This window comes from Streptomyces sp. NPDC026377, assembly GCF_055567715.1.
In genome coordinates, this window is the sequence record NZ_JBVHPV010000024.1 from 1 (window position 1) to 15076 (window position 15076).

11 protein-coding genes are annotated in these 15076 nt (G+C 66.9%); 6 read left to right on the forward strand and 5 right to left on the reverse strand.

What is annotated here, in order from left to right; genetic code table 11:
• A partial coding sequence (locus tag ACZ4MU_RS32310) for a hypothetical protein (protein ID WP_467883097.1) occupies positions 1-184 on the forward strand: 184 nt, incomplete at its 5' end.
• A 476-nt stretch (positions 185-660) separates the two neighbouring features.
• Positions 661-933: a hypothetical protein gene (locus tag ACZ4MU_RS32315; protein WP_467883098.1), complete on the forward strand. Its 273-nt coding sequence runs from the start codon at positions 661-663 to the stop codon at positions 931-933.
• Positions 934-2248: 1315 nt separating this feature from the next.
• On the opposite strand, the gene ACZ4MU_RS32320 is transcribed toward ACZ4MU_RS32315, so the two are convergent.
• From ACZ4MU_RS32320 to ACZ4MU_RS32330, 3 genes are all read right to left on the reverse strand, one after another.
• On the reverse strand, positions 2249-2440 hold the full coding sequence (locus tag ACZ4MU_RS32320) for a hypothetical protein (protein ID WP_467883099.1): 192 nt from the start codon (positions 2438-2440) through the stop codon (positions 2249-2251).
• Positions 2441-3572: 1132 nt separating this feature from the next.
• The gene (locus ACZ4MU_RS32325) at positions 3573-4343 is read right to left on the reverse strand and encodes a transposase (RefSeq protein ID WP_467883100.1); all 771 of its coding nucleotides are present in this window, start codon (positions 4341-4343) and stop codon (positions 3573-3575) included.
• A 42-nt stretch (positions 4344-4385) separates the two neighbouring features.
• Entirely contained in the window at positions 4386-4721 is a 336-nt protein-coding gene (locus ACZ4MU_RS32330) for a hypothetical protein (RefSeq protein ID WP_467883101.1), read from the reverse strand.
• 209 nt (positions 4722-4930) lie between these two features.
• Here ACZ4MU_RS32330 and ACZ4MU_RS32335 point away from each other — a divergent pair.
• Positions 4931-5745, forward strand: a protein-coding gene (locus tag ACZ4MU_RS32335; RefSeq protein WP_467883102.1) for an IS5 family transposase whose coding sequence is annotated in 2 segments (ribosomal slippage) — positions 4931-5273 and positions 5273-5745 — 816 coding nt in all. Because the reading frame shifts where the segments join, the coding sequence is not laid out codon by codon here.
• A 206-nt stretch (positions 5746-5951) separates the two neighbouring features.
• Here the strand turns inward: ACZ4MU_RS32335 and ACZ4MU_RS32340 are convergent.
• A complete protein-coding gene (locus tag ACZ4MU_RS32340) occupies positions 5952-6461 on the reverse strand; it encodes a hypothetical protein (protein ID WP_467883103.1) in 510 nt (169 codons plus the stop codon).
• Positions 6458-10321, reverse strand: a complete 3864-nt coding sequence (locus ACZ4MU_RS32345) for a polymorphic toxin-type HINT domain-containing protein (protein WP_467883104.1) — start codon at positions 10319-10321, stop codon at positions 6458-6460. Before ACZ4MU_RS32345 ends, ACZ4MU_RS32340 begins: the two co-directional genes overlap by 4 nt.
• Positions 10322-10834: 513 nt before the next feature.
• Between ACZ4MU_RS32345 and ACZ4MU_RS32350 the strand changes: the two genes are divergently transcribed.
• The 3 genes from ACZ4MU_RS32350 to ACZ4MU_RS32360 form a co-directional block, all read left to right on the forward strand.
• Positions 10835-11293: a hypothetical protein gene (locus ACZ4MU_RS32350; RefSeq protein ID WP_467883105.1), complete on the forward strand. Its 459-nt coding sequence runs from the start codon at positions 10835-10837 to the stop codon at positions 11291-11293.
• Between the two features lie 112 nt (positions 11294-11405).
• Complete coding sequence (locus tag ACZ4MU_RS32355; protein ID WP_467883106.1) at positions 11406-12890, forward strand: FG-GAP-like repeat-containing protein; 1485 nt, start codon at positions 11406-11408, stop codon at positions 12888-12890.
• Between the two features lie 698 nt (positions 12891-13588).
• Positions 13589-15076 (forward strand): FG-GAP-like repeat-containing protein (locus ACZ4MU_RS32360; RefSeq protein WP_467883107.1); only part of this gene is annotated, 1488 nt, incomplete at its 3' end.

The window sequence follows — 15076 nt, forward strand, 5'->3', positions numbered from 1 at the left end:
GCGCGCGGTCTGCTCCGCAGACACGACGCGCCGCCGCTACGCGGCGGAGGAATTACCGCGCTCCGCGCGGCTGAATTACGGCTTCGCCGTAATTCTGGGGCCAACTCCGTTGGCCCTGGGCTCGAATCGCTTCGCGATTCGGCCGGAATTGAATTCGCTCCGCGAATTCAATTGGTCTGGCTAGGGGTTGGGGGTCGGCCGGTTTTTTGGATTCCGTTTTTTGAGGGCCCGTCAATTCCCGGACCGGGATACCGGATTCACCTTCCCGGCCCGTCCCCTATTGAATTGAAACCCCACCGTGGCACACACCGGCAACCCCCGCAACCCCGGACCACGGCGAGCACAGACCATCCCAAACTGCTCACTTGAGCACCGGTCACTGTCACGCTTCACCCATTAGGTCTATGGGGGCTACGTCCGCCTGTCGGCCAACAGCCGCGCGTTGGGCAGGGCTTGCGCCGCTTGCGGCCCGGTCCGGCACCGTGCTGCCACTACCAGGTCGCAGCGGCTCCTTCAAGGGTTCGCGAATCCTTGCCAGCCCCCTGGTGAAGCGGCTGTGACCAGCGTGTTTACCGATTTTCGCGAACTCTTGAACACCCGCTGTCCAAGGCCGAATCTTGGCCCCGTCCCACCCCGACCACCCCATCGAGAGGACCTGTCATGACCACCTGCCCCACGCCGGACTCGACCCCGTCGACTGCCCCGGTTCAGCCCCCGACCACCCCGGCCCCGGCGCCGGCCCCCGCAGATGCCTCGCTGCGCCGCCAGATGCAGGCCCTGGTGGCCGGAGTTCTCACCCTGGCCGCCGCGTTCGCCTTCTACGTCCTGCTCGAACACCCCGCAGCCGTCCCCGCCCTCCAGGCCGTCGGCGCACTGGCCGCCACCGCGGGCGCCATCTACGCGTTCGCCAAGCTCGTCAACCCCCGCCCATGACCCGTCGGCTGTCGCGTTGGACTCCGCCACGGGGATCAGCCGGGCGCGCCGCAGGTCGCGGGAGACCTGTCGCGCCGACAGCCCCAACCCCCGCAACAGCCCGCAGGCGCCCGCCGGAAGCCCGGCCGGGGCTCCGCCGGGAGTTGGCTCCCGGCGGGTGTGTGGAGGCCGCCTGGGGGCCGTGAACGGCCTCCAGGCGGTTGCCGGGGCAGCCCTGCCCCGGCCGCGCGCGGCCTCGCCGACGCGCGCGAGGGGCAATCCGGCCGCCCGATCCCCCGAGGCGCTCCCCGCGCCCGCCGCTCCTTCCCTGCCCTTCTTCTTCCTGGCGTTGCGGTCGTGGGGTGCTCTGAGGGGGATGTCAGACCCCCGACCACGAGCAAAAGGGGGTGGTGACCTGCGAAGGTAAGTCGTGTCCCGGATGGCTCGCGCAAGAGATGTCGCAGGAGATAGCGCAGGAGATCCCGCAAGGGATGACGCAGGAGATGTCGCAACCTGGGGTCTGGTTGACCTCCCGGCCCCCTTGTGTCGTGAGCGCCCGCCGGAGGGCGGGCGCAGCGTGGCGCTCCCGGCGCCACGCAACGAGGAGACGACCCCGCGTCCGATCCCCTCCTCCGTCCGCGCGCCCTCCGCCCACCCCTTCCCATTTCTGTTCTAGGGGGCGAGGCAAGTGGTCGTAGAGGGGATGTCTGGGGTCCCACCACGCCAAAACCAGCCGGTGAACTGGGGCTTTGCCGGGGGTGCCGCGAGGTTAGGGGAGCAGATGTTGGAACAGTTGTTGCGCCACTTGTTGTACCCGTCAGCGCACCAGGTTCCGGCTCCCGGCCGCAGGCGCCGCAGAAACTGGGAGGAGCGCGTACTGGAGGGCGACAACCCGGGGTTGTCACCTCCGCGTCGCGCAGCCCCCGGACGGGCGGGGGCTTGCTGCGGGGTGCCGACCGCGCTGCGCTCCCCGTGCTCGTAGACCTCTCTCCGACTGTCGCGGAGAAGAGGTGTCGGCGCGGAAAACAGGCTTGCCCACGGGGTCTGAGCTGGGGAAATGCTCAAGATCACGGAAGGGGGGTTCACACCTCCGGTAGTACCTTCGGTACAACTCCGGGAGCACCTGTGCAGACAACGGTGCAGGCAACCGTGGGCGCAACCCTGAGAGCAGGCGATACAGCTCCGGGAGACGGGCCCGCAGCACGCCATGACGTGAGCGCTGCGGGTCCTGGGTGCGTCCCGGGGAAGAACGAGTCTCGGGCCGGTGCGGTCACGGCGGCTTGCCCGCCTTACGTGAGGCTTGCCCAACAGGCTTGCCGCCCCCGGCCACGGCAGGTCACAGCCTTCCCCGCGTCATGACCACGACGACGACCGAGTTCAGCAGGCTCGCGAGGCTCGTGACGGTGGTCTGGGCGGCCTGGACCGGTACGACCAGCGCCGGGCGGCGGTGAACGGCGATAGCGACGCCGACGGCGACCAGGAGCACCACGACGACGGACAGCGCAATGAGCACAGCGGTAACAGACATGAGTCCCCCCCAGGGGAGTCGGGGCACGCGGAAGAGCCGCGTGCCGGTGTGGTGGATACAGAGCAGGTGTGCCTTGCGTCCCGGGCAGAGCGCCGGAGCGGGACGCGACGGGGCACCAAGGTGGTACGGGCGGGGGCAAGCCCCGCAACCCCGCTACCGAGCGCCCTGATAGAGGCATCCGGAGGCGATGTCTGGCCCCTCCAGAAGTCCCTCCACCGCCCCGACCACAGGCCCGACCACGGTTCTGTCGCCCCCCTCCAGAACCCCATCCATGGCAGGTCAGCGCCATGCGACGTACATGCGGGTCGGGGCTGTGCCCGGCCAGGAGCAAGCGGGCGACCCGGCGGGCATTGCGCTGACGCGGGATGAGCTGGGCATAGTCGTCAGCGGCTTCCGCGGCGGCTTCGAGGGCGGCGGTGCGGGCGCGCATCCGCGCCAGGTCGTCCTCCCGCTGGTCTGCCTCCAGGGCCCGCAGCCGGTCCTCGGCAGCCTTGCGGGCGAGTTCCTGCGTCTCCGACCTCCAGACGCTCCGCCTCCGCCAGCTTCTGCGCCGTGCACAGCTTCTCATCAGCGACGGCGGCCTTGTCCGCCTCGGCCTTGCGCAGCGCCGAGGCGGCCTCCGCCGACAGCACCGTGGCCGCCTCGGCCTGCGCGGTGGCCGTGTGGGCGGCGGCGCCGTGCTGCGCGGCCTCGATGTCGGCCGCGTCCTCAATCGCCTCGATCCGGGCTTCCTTGTCCTGCTCCGCCGCGCGGCGGGCGGCCTGGCGCTGGCGCCCTTTCTGACGGCTCTGGGAAGGCGTCGACGCCCAAGCAGGAGACGCAGATCAGGGCGATGGTGGAGCAGATCCGCAAGTTGCGGATCTGCACCGGCCGGGCGCGGGCCGGTGGCTTCAGCGCCGCGGGCGGCGGGCTGGGGCGCGGCTGGTCGACATGATGGAGGCTGGCGGCCCGGAGCTCCTGCATGAGGCGGATACAGCAAGCCCCCGGTGCTCAACCGGGCTAGCTCCTCTTGACGACGAACAGCATCGTCAGGATGTGCTCCGCGGTGCTCAGCAGACAGCGGGCTAAGGGCTGTCCCGTAAAGATCTTCGATTCGGTAGGGCTGTGATCGGCTGCTATCCGCTCGGCTCGCCTATCGGCCGAGTGCGAGGTTGTGCAGGTGGGCGATGCCTCTCATGGCGTGATGGACGCCGTCGCCCTTCAACCGGCAGTCGCGGAGGACCTTCCAGGTCTTCATGCGGGCGAAGGCGTGCTCGACACGGGCGCGGACCTGGCGGTGAGAAGCGTTGTGCTCTTCCTTCCAGGCCGGCAGTTCGCTCTGCCCGCGCTCGCGCCGGTGCGGGATGACCAGGCCGGTGCCCCGATAGCCTCCGTCGGCGATCACTGCGGTGTTCCCGACGGCGTCCTTGGCTCCGGAGAGTGCCCACGCCTTGCAGTCGTTGCGGTTGCCGGGCAACGACCGGCCGACCATGACGACGCGCCGGGTGTCGGCGTCGATGACGACCTGATGGTTGGTGGAGTACCGGTAGTTTTTCGACCGCTCGGCCACGGTGTGGTCGCGGGTGGGGACCAGGGTTCCGTCCACGATGAGCACGGTGCTCTTGCGGAATCGTTTGCGGGGCTTGAGCGCGAGCTGAGGGCCGCGGTGACTGATGATGCGGGCGGCTGCGGACTTCGAGACGCCGAACAGCGGGGCGAGCTGTCGCAGTGTCAAGTTGGTGCGCCAGTAGGCCGTGACCAGCAGCACCCGGTCCTCCAGCGGCAGGCTCCACGGCCGGCCTCTGCGAACCGCGTCGGCTCCCTCGTGCCGCAACTGTGCCACCAACGTGCTGAAACAGCGGGGGCTCAGCCCGGTGAACGGGGCTATCCAGGACGGCTGCGACGCCGTGATCACACTAGCCACGACGGGAGCCTCACACGGTTCACGCCGTGGCCGGTCCGTTGATCACTTGCTGGACAGGCGGAGATCTCCGGACCAGGTCTCACATCGGACATGGCCGGAGACGAAGGTGATCTCCAATGCGATCCGCCCGCTGTCCGGGACACTCTCTTCGCTGACGGCCAGTACCCTCTCGCCGAGGTGATCCGCGAACGGGATCTCGCCGCTGATCGGCGCCACCTCGACACGACCCGACTCCGCCATGTCATACCCGGCGAAGGGGTCTGACGTCTCCACGATCAGGCACCAGTCCGAACCGGTCGTGATGCGCGTGGCGACCGCTTCGCTGTCGATCAGCCACATGTCCAGCGGGCCGGACGGTCTGAGCCGTACACGTGCCACGAGGCGACTGCTTGCTCAAGATGGCGTCCGACCAGGTAGTCAGGACGCACGCCGGCCCCGTGCAACGGGCACTCGCTCCCCCTCTTCGACTCCACCCGCCGACCGTACCGTCAGGCAGACCCCCAGCTCACGCCCTTATACGGGACAGCCCTTATACGGAACAACGTTTAGACCGTGTCCTACATGGTGAGTTGGTCGTTGGGTGGGTTATGGGGAGTGGGCAGTGGGGTTGGATCGTTCCGGCTGGTCTGTGGGAGTTGGCCAGGCCGTTGCTGCCGCCAGCGCGGGTGCGTCCGCAGGGCGGTGGTGTGGCGAACATTGATGATGAGGCGGTTTTCGCCGCGATCGTCTACGTACTGGTCAGTGGGTGCGCCTGGCGAGCTCTGCCGCCCTGCTTTGGTGCGTCGAAGTCAACCGTGCACCGTCGCTTCCTCATCTGGTCGCGTGCCGGGGTCTGGGGCCGGTTACACCAGCGGGTTCTTCAGCTCCTGGACGAACAGGGCCTGGTGGACTTGTCCCGTGCGGTCCTTGACTCGGCTCACGTCCGTGCGAAAAAGGGGGTGAACTTGCAGGTCCGAGCCCCGTGGACCGGGGTAAGCCCGGTTCCAAGATGCACATCCTGTCCGATGTCGCGGGCCTGCCCCTCCGGGTCGGACTTTCCGCGGCCAACACCCACGACAGTCTCGTCCTGAAGCCGATGCTGTCCCATTTCCACATGGGACACCAAACCCACGCAGTCGGCTCCAAGCCCACACGGTTGCACGCCGACAAGGCGTACGACATTCCTCACCTGCGACGATGGCTCTGGGGCAAACGCATCGGCGTCCGCATCGCCCGCAAGGGCATCGAGTCCAGCGAACGGCTCGGCCGACGAAGGTGGGTGATCGAGCGGACGATGTCGTGGCTGACAGGCTACCGCCGACTCAACCACCGATATGAACGCCAACCCACCAACTACCTGGCCTTTCTCGGCCTTGCCGCAGCCCTCTGCTGCTACAAGCGTTTACTCAAACTCACCCTGTAGGACACCGTCTTAGTGATGATGGTGTCAGCCTCTGGAACTCCAGGAAATTCCGCAATATTGCGTATGGATGATCGCCGTTGTCCATACGGGCATCCGCGGGACGCGGCAACCACCAGGCACCGTCGTAGCCCCGTCGGGGGACTGGCGGGGCTACGATACATTACAGAAGACCAATATCAGCTTGTCCGAATCGCGGAGGTATCACCTCAGTGCGAAAACGAGGCATGAAGTAGGCTGCCCACGGATGCCCAACTCGGCAAGGCGTGATGAACCTGCGCAAAGCCCCCGCTTGAATAGTCCGGCGGTACGTCACCAATTCCCTCCGACTCGATGACATAAAACTCCGCCGAATCTCCCGCGACAGCGAGGTGAGCTTCTGGAAAGAATTCACATCTCACATGGAAGGGACCATGCAACCGTTCGGGGACACTTGACGTCACGGTCAACGCCGCTAGCGGAGAGAGCTTCGCCGTCGGCAACTTCCAGTCAAATGAGCGAACACCTCGTACCACGAGCAGGGCCGAATTACCGACATCAAACTGCAAGGATGTCCGCAGATCGAAGAGAAGTGCTGCCGTTGAGGTCAAGTGGCACATGCGGGAGTCAAGCAGTTGCGCTTCTTGCAGCGCATCCACTTCCCGCAAGGGGTCCGATTCGACGGAGTCGGGAATTTTCGACACCAGCCCAGCCTGGACGAGCTCATTTATCGAGATCATGATATCCGGATGTGATTATAGGGGTCTGACCTGCTGACTGTCTGCCCAGTCAGCGGATTAATCGCCTGATCTGCTTTATTCATATATACCACATACCCCTTAGGGTACTGATACTTTCCGGTGGTTACGGGGTCCATGACCCGGACTCGCGTCACCCGGGGGTCGAGTCCTTTGGTTCCGGCCGGAATGTCGTACGCCCAGCCCTTCCCTGTCTTAACCGGTGTGCCCGTAGCCCCCTTGGGGAGCGGCAGCTTCTCTCCAGCAGGGCCGATCACGGACCCAATGAGGCAGTTGCTGTTGTGGACAAGTACCGGAGTCTCGCCTGCAAGCACATAGTACGTGTGCAACCCGGCAACCGTCAGGTTATACGTGCGAGCTGTCTTGCTGAAGGAGCGGTTTGCCCGGACCGTGAGCGTGCTGCCGTCCACGCTCCGGAGAGTCATCCCAGGATGGAGGTCGACCGCCTTGATCCATGTGTTCTGCGAGGGGGACCAGAAGGGGTGCTCGTAGGTTGCCGTGAGCTGTTCCCGTCCACGCGGGGTCTTGATCGTGAGCTCGTTGAATTGCTTGTCGTGCTCAGTGACGATAAGAGCCTCGACGGGACGCGGCTCGGTAACCCCGGTGGCAGGGTCCGTGGCAATCACGGAATCCCTGATTTCAACCGACTCGATGTTCTTCGTGGAGTTGTCCGCCATGAGCACCTTGGTGCCTGCAAGGAAGCACTGGATGCAGTTTCTGGTGGTTTTGGTAAGGCGCGATCCCTTGACTATATCTTCGACGCCCTCAGTGGCCTTTTTGAGGAGTTTCAGCTTGCCGATAGGAAGCACGCCCGCTGTGGCGAGGGCGCACTGGCCGAGGGCGGGATTGTTAACGCAGTCGAGGAGGTCATTTACGCCCAGAACTTCCATTCCTCCCTTAAGGAGGAGCTTTCCGAGGTCCATATCTACGCCGGGCGTGACGATGACAGCATCTTCGTCGTATACACATGGAGCGAGGCTGTCTCGGCTCATGAATTGGACGCACTTGTGCTTCTTGCGCTCGCTCTGTTCCTGCTGCTTGCGCTGCTCCTCAGCCTTGCGCCTTGCCTCAGCCTCTTCAGCCCGTTGCTTCGCTGCAACATCAGCCCACGCCTGCAAGGCCAGAGTGTTAGCTTCCGCTGAGCTCTTGCCCGCAGAGATTGCCGCATCACGAGCAGCCTCAGCCGAGTTATTAGCAGACTGGGAGGATTCACGAGCGTAATGGGCGGAGAACTCGGCCTGCGCTGCGGAATCGGCGGCCGCTGCAGCGTCGCGGTCAGCGGCATCGGCTGCGTTGCGGGCGCTCGTAGCGGACTTGGCGGCCTGATTGGCGCTGACTTGTGCCTGGTCGGCTGAGTCCTTAGCCGCGTTGGCGTAGGTATTAGCCAGTTTGGCCTGTTTGTCGGCTTCGGCTGCGGCTTCGTTAGCCTTGTCCTTGGCGTGGCCGGCGTCGGCTGCCGCCTTGGCGGCCAGATAGGCATTCTTCTTGGCGGTGGCGGCTATCCCGTCGGCCTCGTTGATCAGGCGCTGAACCTGGGCGACGTGGTTGTTGGTGAGCTGGTCCTTGCGGTCGGCCATGTACTGGCCCGCCTGGATGAAGGTGTGGAGCTGGTCGGCCGAGCTCTGCAGCGCGGCCAGGGCTGCGCCCTTGACCTCGGGGCCGCCGTCGTTGACGAGCTTGCTCGCGAGGACTCGCTCGTCGATGTTGCGGGCCTCGTACTGGCCGCTGTTGAGGAAGGCGGACATGGCCTTGGGGCTACCGTCGGCGAGGGCGGCCTTGGAGGCCTCCTTCACACTCGGTCCGCCAGCATTGTTGATCTTTGAGATCAGTACGCGGTAGTCGATGGCCGCAACCTCGTACTGGCCGGTGGCATAGAAGTCGCGGACCTGCTGATCGTTGCCCTTCAAGGCCTCGGTCGCGCCGGTACGTACGGCTTCGTAGGGGCTGTCGGATGCAAGATCCGCGACCTGCTGGCGCACCTCGTCCGCCGCTGCTTTGTTGATCCCTGTACGCAAGTACTCAAGTACGTCGGCGTCCTCACCCGACAGGGCCCGGGCGGCTGCTTCCTGGCGCCAGGAGCCGTAGTGCTTGAGTGCGCGGAGCGCGATTGGGCGGCCCTTGGCCGCGATGGCCTTGGTGTCGGCTCCGGGCTTGTCGGCCTCTGCGGCGAGTGCGGCGGCGTCGTTGATGATGTTGGTGTCTTCGAGTGCGACCTGGGCGAGTTGTTTGGTGAACTCCTCGCTGGCGGTTTGGTTGGACTTGGCGCGCTCGACAGCCGCATGGTTGCGGGCGGTGAGTTCTTCGGTCTCTGTTTCCCGGGCGATCGCGAAGAGCTTTTTGGCGGAGGCTACTGCGGCGCTTGCGTCGTCGGCTGCCTCCTTGGCCTTGGCCGCCTGCTTGTCCGCCTCGGCGGACAGCTTGGTCGCGTCACCCGCGTATTTGGCCGCCTCTTCCGCGGCATCCGCAGCCTTCTCAGCGTGGCCGGCAGCCTTGTTCGCGTGGTCGCGGGCCTCGAACGCCGCGTCGGCGGACTTCGTGGCCAGGGCTTGGGCAGCGGCGGCGGCGCGGTTGGCTTCCCGGGCGTGGCGGCGGGTCTCTGCGGCTGCGGCCTTGGCCTCGCCGGAATGGATGCCGGCCGCTTCGGCCGAGGCGTTGGCCTCGTCAGCCGAGGCTGCTGCGGCATCGGCGTTGGCCCCGGCATCGGCCGAGGCCTTCGCTGCCGCGCCGGCGGCGACGGATGCCTTGCCGGCCTGTTCGGCGGCGGCTGCCGAGGTCTTGGCGAGTCCGGCGGCCTTTCGGGCGTTCTGAGCGTAGTTCTTGGCGTCTTCGGCCTTGTTCTTGTTGCCGAGCGCGGCGAGCGAGGCGTTGTAGGCGTCGTCCGCGGCGCTGGCGGCTGCGGCTGCGGCGCTCGCGGTCTGCGCGGCTGCCAGGGCGGCAACACGAGCCGAGCGGTTGGCTGCGTTGGCCGCGCCGATCGCCGTCTGCGCGGCTGCGGCCGCAGCCTTGGCAGCGGCCGCAGCCTGCTTGGCCTTGGAAGCGGCCATACCGGCTTCGGCCTTGGCGTCCTTCGTTTCGTCCGCAGCTGTCTTCGCTGCCTTCATGGCCAGGTCCGAGGCGGCGACCGCCTTGGCGGAGGCTTCCTGGGCTGCCTTGGTAGCTTCCTCGGCCTGCTGCCCTGCCTGGACGGCCTGCTCGTTGAGCTGGGCGATGCTGGCACGTTCCTGGTCGCGGTTGCGAGCGGTGAACTGGCCGATCTCGAGGAACTCGACGATGTCTTCCGGGCTGCCTTGCAGCGCGACCTTCCCGGCAGCCTTCATAGCCGGGCCGCCGGAGTTGATGAGCTTGGAGACCTTGACCCGGTTGTCGATCTTCCTGGCGTCGTACTGACCGTCGGCCAGGAACTTGGCCACGTCGTCCTGGCTGCCTTCCAGGGCAGCCTTGCCCGCGTCCTTGACGCCGGTACCGCCGAAGTTGATGATCCGCGACACCTCGGCGCGCTGATCCGTCTCGAACGGGGCCTTCCAGCCTTCCTGCAGAAACGCGGCCACATCATCCGGATTTTTGGACTCCAGGGCCTTCTTGGCTGCCTCGCGGACCCCCGTGCCGCCAGCATTGATGATCCGGCTGACATCCACCCGGTCATCAGTGCGCTGAAGGTCCTTCTTGCTGTCCAGGAACCTCCTGATGTCCTCAGGACCGCCAAGCAGCGCCCGCTCTGCAACCTCCCTCACCCCCGCGCCACCGGATCTCCAGTACTCAACCGTAAAGCCACGGTCTTCTGAAGCATCGCCAAAGTCTTCGGCGGAGGCGGGTGTGGTGCTCAGAAGTCCAGCCGCGAGCATGGAGGGAAGCAGCGCTGCGTAGACGACACGCAGTCCGCGGCCCCGTCGACATGCATGTGCTGGCAAGCGCGGCGCCCTGACGGAGGGCAGTGAACGTTTCACCCGTTTTATTCCTTTCGCGTCCAGCGCGAACGGTTGTAGCTGCCCACCCGGCAAGTGCGTCGAGGTTCCCCCTGCACTTATCAGGCTAGGGGGAGGGTGCATGCGCCTGCGAAGGCGTGTCTCGGTAGGCGCGGCTCTCCCCCGGGAGACCACAACTCCCCCTGGTCATGGGGTCGGGGGCGCGCTCAAGTGCATCTTACATATGTTTTACTTACGTGAATCTCATGGGCTTCTCATGTGCCTGTGCTCCATGATTGTGAGGATGTTGTGACGTTGTCCCGTGCCCGCAAGGCGCTCATATCAGCCGGTGTTGGGGCGGTTGCAGCATCAGTCGGCTTCACCGCGCTCGTTTCGGCACAGGCAGCGCCCAAGGCCAGGCCCTCTGCGGCCGCGTCGGCGGACGCCACTGACATGCCGTCGACCACGGAGAGCTTCGCCTACCCCGACGCGGCGCAGATCCTCCAGAACCAGAAGATCACCCTGAAGCGGGGCGACGGCCACATCCTGCTGACCGACTGCGAAAGCGGCTACGACATCCAGGTCGAGTCGCACATCGGCGGACACTTCTTCTGCTTCGCCGTCAGCGGCAAGCAGGGCTTTCTGACGCTGGAACTTCCGGACGCCTATGGCATCTGGACCAAGGCCCACCCGGTGAAGGCCACCCTCACCGCCAAGGCCGACGGCACACAGGCAGTCGTCAACGCCCCGGCAGCCCAGCCCGGCGAGGAGAACGAATACACCCCCATCGGTGAGACCAGCGACATCGGCAAGCGCTCCGTCCTGGTCGAGTTGCGCGTTACCCCCTGTGGGTCGGCCCCCGACCCTGAGACCGCCAGTCACTGCGCGAGCAACGTGTCTCTGAACCGCTAGAGCATGTCCACCGCCTCAGCTTCGGGTGGCTCAGGGCCATGGACCTCCCGGCCGTCGAACGCCGCCCGGCCCGATCGGGCACCTCCTTCCTCCGCACTCTCCAAGGATCACCATGTTCGCAGTCAGTTCGCGCGCCGCGTGGACGACCAGTTTGCTCGCCACCGCTGTGGGGGCAGGGCTTTTGACCGCCGCCCCTGCCACCGCTCTCGCCGGTGACGAAAGCAAGGGCGGTGACTACGCCTTTACCGCGAAGCTGAACATCGGCGACCGGGCCGCCTGTTCCGGCGCCCTGGTCGACGCCCAGTGGGTCATCACCGCCGCCACCTGCTTCAGTGACGGCGGCAAGCCGGTCCTGGCGGGTAAACCCGTGGTCAAGACCACGGTCACCGTGGGCCGTACCGACCTGACCCAGGCGACCGGCAGTGTCCTGGTGGCTGTCGAGCTGGTCCCGCGCCCCGACCGTGATGTGGTGATGGTCAAGCTCGCGCAGCATGTCCCGGAGAGCGCGGCCAAGCCGGTCAAGGTCGCCGCCAAAGCCGCGGTTCAGGGCGAGCAGTTGCAGGTTGCCGGGTTCGGCCGGACCAAGACCGAATGGGTGCCCAACAAGCTCCACACCTCCGCCTTCACCGTCGCCTCCACCGACCCCGCCTCCGTGGGGCTGAACGGCTCCGACAACGCTGTGCTCTGCCAGGGCGACGCCGGCGCCCCCGCCTTGCGGGGAACTGGTGCCGGTACCGAGCTCGTCGCGCTCAACATCCGCTCCTGGCAGGGCGGTTGCCTGGGGACCGACGAGAGCGAGAAGCGCACCAACGCCCTCGACGCTCGCCTCGATGACCTCGCGCCGTGGGTGAGCACCGTGGTGTTCCGAGATGCCGCCGCGGCCCCGGCCGTGACGGTCGCCGGTGACGACAACGGTGACGCTGTCACCGACCTGTTCACCGTGGGCGCGGACAAGTCCCTGAGTGTCCGCGACGGCGCCCGAGGCGGACTGTTCTCTGCGGGCAGGCAGCTGACCGGCGGATGGGGCTTCGGCCAGACCACCGCCGACGACTTCACCGGTGACCGTCTGGCAGATCTGGTCGCCACGAACGCCGGCGGCGACCTGTTCCTGTGGACCGGCAGCAGCAGCGGTACGTACAGCTCGCCGAAGAAGCTGACCAGCGGGTGGGAGTTCACCCAGACCACCGCCGGTGACTTCACCGGCGACGGCAAGGCCGACCTGGTCGCCCGCACGGCTGCCGGGGAACTTCGCCTGTGGCCCGGCAGCGGCAACGGCACCTTCGGTGCTCCGCGCAAGCTGACCGGCGGATGGGAGTTCACCCAGACCAACGCTGGTGACTTCACCGGCGACGGCAAGGCCGACCTGGTCGCCCGCACGGCTGCCGGGGAACTTCGCCTGTGGCCCGGCAGCGGCAACGGCACCTTCGGCAGCGCGCGGGCACTGACCGGCGGCTGGAACTTCACGCAGACGGTGGCCGGTGACTTCACCGGCGACGGCAAGGCCGACCTGGTCGCCCGCACGGAGGCCGGGGAACTTCGCCTGTGGCCCGGCAACGGCAACGGCACCTTCGGAAGCGCCACCGCACCCGGGCAGTAGCACCCGTACCGACGGATCAGGTGCCCTGACCGATGCGGAGCAGGGGTGTCCGTGTGCCTTACGGACACCCCTCACGGCTCTGGCGCTGCAGTCGTTCTGCGGCGCGTTGTGCCCTTGGCATCGTCGCGGCCGCACCGAGCAGGCGCACCTTCGCGTCGTAGCGGCTCCCGCACCGAGCCGCAGGCCATCCATCCCATTCCTGCCTTGGAGAGGCGAGTACTTGTTACCTGTCTCAACCCGCAAAAGGAGAACCGTTCATGGGCACCCATCGCAAACCCCGAGACCGGCGTAGCACACGTGTGCGCGCGGCGATGGTGGGCATGCACACCGCTGGTATGTCCACCGCGCTGTTCGCGTTCGGCGTGCCCAGCCAGGCAGCCGCACAGCCGTCACCTGCGGGGCCGTCCGCACCCGACGCCGTGCCCTCCCCCACGCAGTCGACGGCCCCCGACGCACAGCCCTCACCCACGGCACCGTCGGTGACCGCCGGTCAGCCCTCGCCCGCACGGTCGTCTGCGGCTGCCGGCCAGCCTTCTCCCACGAGGCCGCCTACAACTGGCGGACCGCACGCGCCCGTTAGGGCATCCGCGGCTGCCGGTCAGTCCTCAAGTGGTGCGTGGACACGGACTTGGGGTACGGCCCTTGCCACCGCGGGCCCCGCCGCCGAATCGAAGGTCACCGGAGGGCAGACCATCCGCATGGTGGTGCACACCAGCATCGCCGGCAGGACCGCCCGCATCCACCTGGCCAACACCTTCAGCACGGAGCCCGTGACGATCGGGCATGCCACGATCGCCCGCCAGGACAAGGGGGCCTCGGCCCTGGGCACTCCTGTCTCGCTGACGTTCAACGGTTCCCGCCAGACCGAGATCGCGCCGGGCGCCGGCGTCGACAGCGATGCCGCGGCGTTCCCGGTCAAGGCCGACGAGAACCTCCTGGTCACTCTTTACCTGCCCAAACCGGTCGCGACGGCTCCGTACCATGAGTACACCCTGACGACGTCCTACGCCTCGGCGCCGGGAGACACCGCTGACCGCGCCACGGCCAGCAGCGGTGCGAGCTTCCCCGCACGCTTTGGCAACTGGTCCTACCTCAGCGGACTGGACGTCACCGCCAGCGCCGGTGGCGACACGATCGTGGCGATCGGTGACTCGCAGACCGACGGCGGCCACACCACCCCCGACACTAATAAGCGCTGGATCAACGACTACAGCCGGGCCCTGCAGAGATCCGCGCACCCCAGCGGCATCGTCAACGCCGGGATCTCCGGCAACCGGCTCCTCACCGACAGCACGGGATCCCGTGCCTCCTACGGCCCCTCGCTACTCAACCGGTTCGACCGCGACGCCCTGGCCCAGCCCGGCGTCCGAAAGGTCATCATCTACGCCGGCGTCAACGACATCCTCTACAACCACGCCACCAGCCAGACTCTCATCCAGGCCATTCACGACCTTGCCCAGCGCGCACACGCCGCAGGCCTGACCGTGACCGTCGCCACCATCCCCCCCTTCAGGGGTGACCCCGACTACACCGCGGCCAAGGAGCAGATCCGTCAGGAGTTCAACGACTACATCCGCACGACCCGGGACATCGACAGCTATGCCGATTTCGACCAGGCCACCCGTGATCCCTTGGACCACACCCGCCTGTTCGCCGGCTACTACACCCGCGGCGACGACCGCCTCCACCTGAACGACAACGGCAACCAGGCCATGGCCAACACCCTGGCGCCTGCCCCGGCCACCCGCCCCGCCCCCCACTTCACCCAGACGAGAGCGGCCGACTTCGACCGCGACGGCACCGCGGATCTCCTCGCCCGCGACAGCCGCGGCACCCTCTACCTCTGGCCCGGCAACCAGGACATCGACGCCCCGAGGCGCGGCGACGGAACCTTCGGACGTGTACGCCGCCTGACCGATGGCTGGAACTTCACTCAGACCACTACCGGCGACTTCAACGGCGACGGCAAGATCGACCTCATTGCCCAGGACTCCGCCAAGAACCTCCAGCTGTGGACAGGCCGGGGCAACGGTGCGTTCGACCGCGCCCGCCGCCTGACCGGCGGCTGGAAGTTCACCCAGACCACCGCGGGCGACTTCAACGGCGACGGCAAGATCGACCTCATTGCCCAGGACTCCGCCAAGAACCTCCAGCTGTGGACAGGCCGGGGCAACGGTGCGTTCGAC

What these genes read in the sequence shown, in the direction of transcription:
- ACZ4MU_RS32315 (WP_467883098.1), top strand. Translation starts at nt 661, where the DNA reads ATGACCACCTGCCCCACGCCGGACTCGACCCCGTCGACTGCCCCGGTT.
- ACZ4MU_RS32320 (WP_467883099.1), bottom strand. Translation starts at nt 2,440, where the DNA reads ATGTCTGTTACCGCTGTGCTCATTGCGCTGTCCGTCGTCGTGGTGCTC.
- ACZ4MU_RS32340 (WP_467883103.1), bottom strand. Translation starts at nt 6,461, where the DNA reads ATGATCTCGATAAATGAGCTCGTCCAGGCTGGGCTGGTGTCGAAAATT.
- ACZ4MU_RS32345 (WP_467883104.1), bottom strand. Translation starts at nt 10,321, where the DNA reads ATGCTCGCGGCTGGACTTCTGAGCACCACACCCGCCTCCGCCGAAGAC.
- ACZ4MU_RS32350 (WP_467883105.1), top strand. Translation starts at nt 10,835, where the DNA reads ATGCCGTCGACCACGGAGAGCTTCGCCTACCCCGACGCGGCGCAGATC.
- ACZ4MU_RS32355 (WP_467883106.1), top strand. Translation starts at nt 11,406, where the DNA reads ATGTTCGCAGTCAGTTCGCGCGCCGCGTGGACGACCAGTTTGCTCGCC.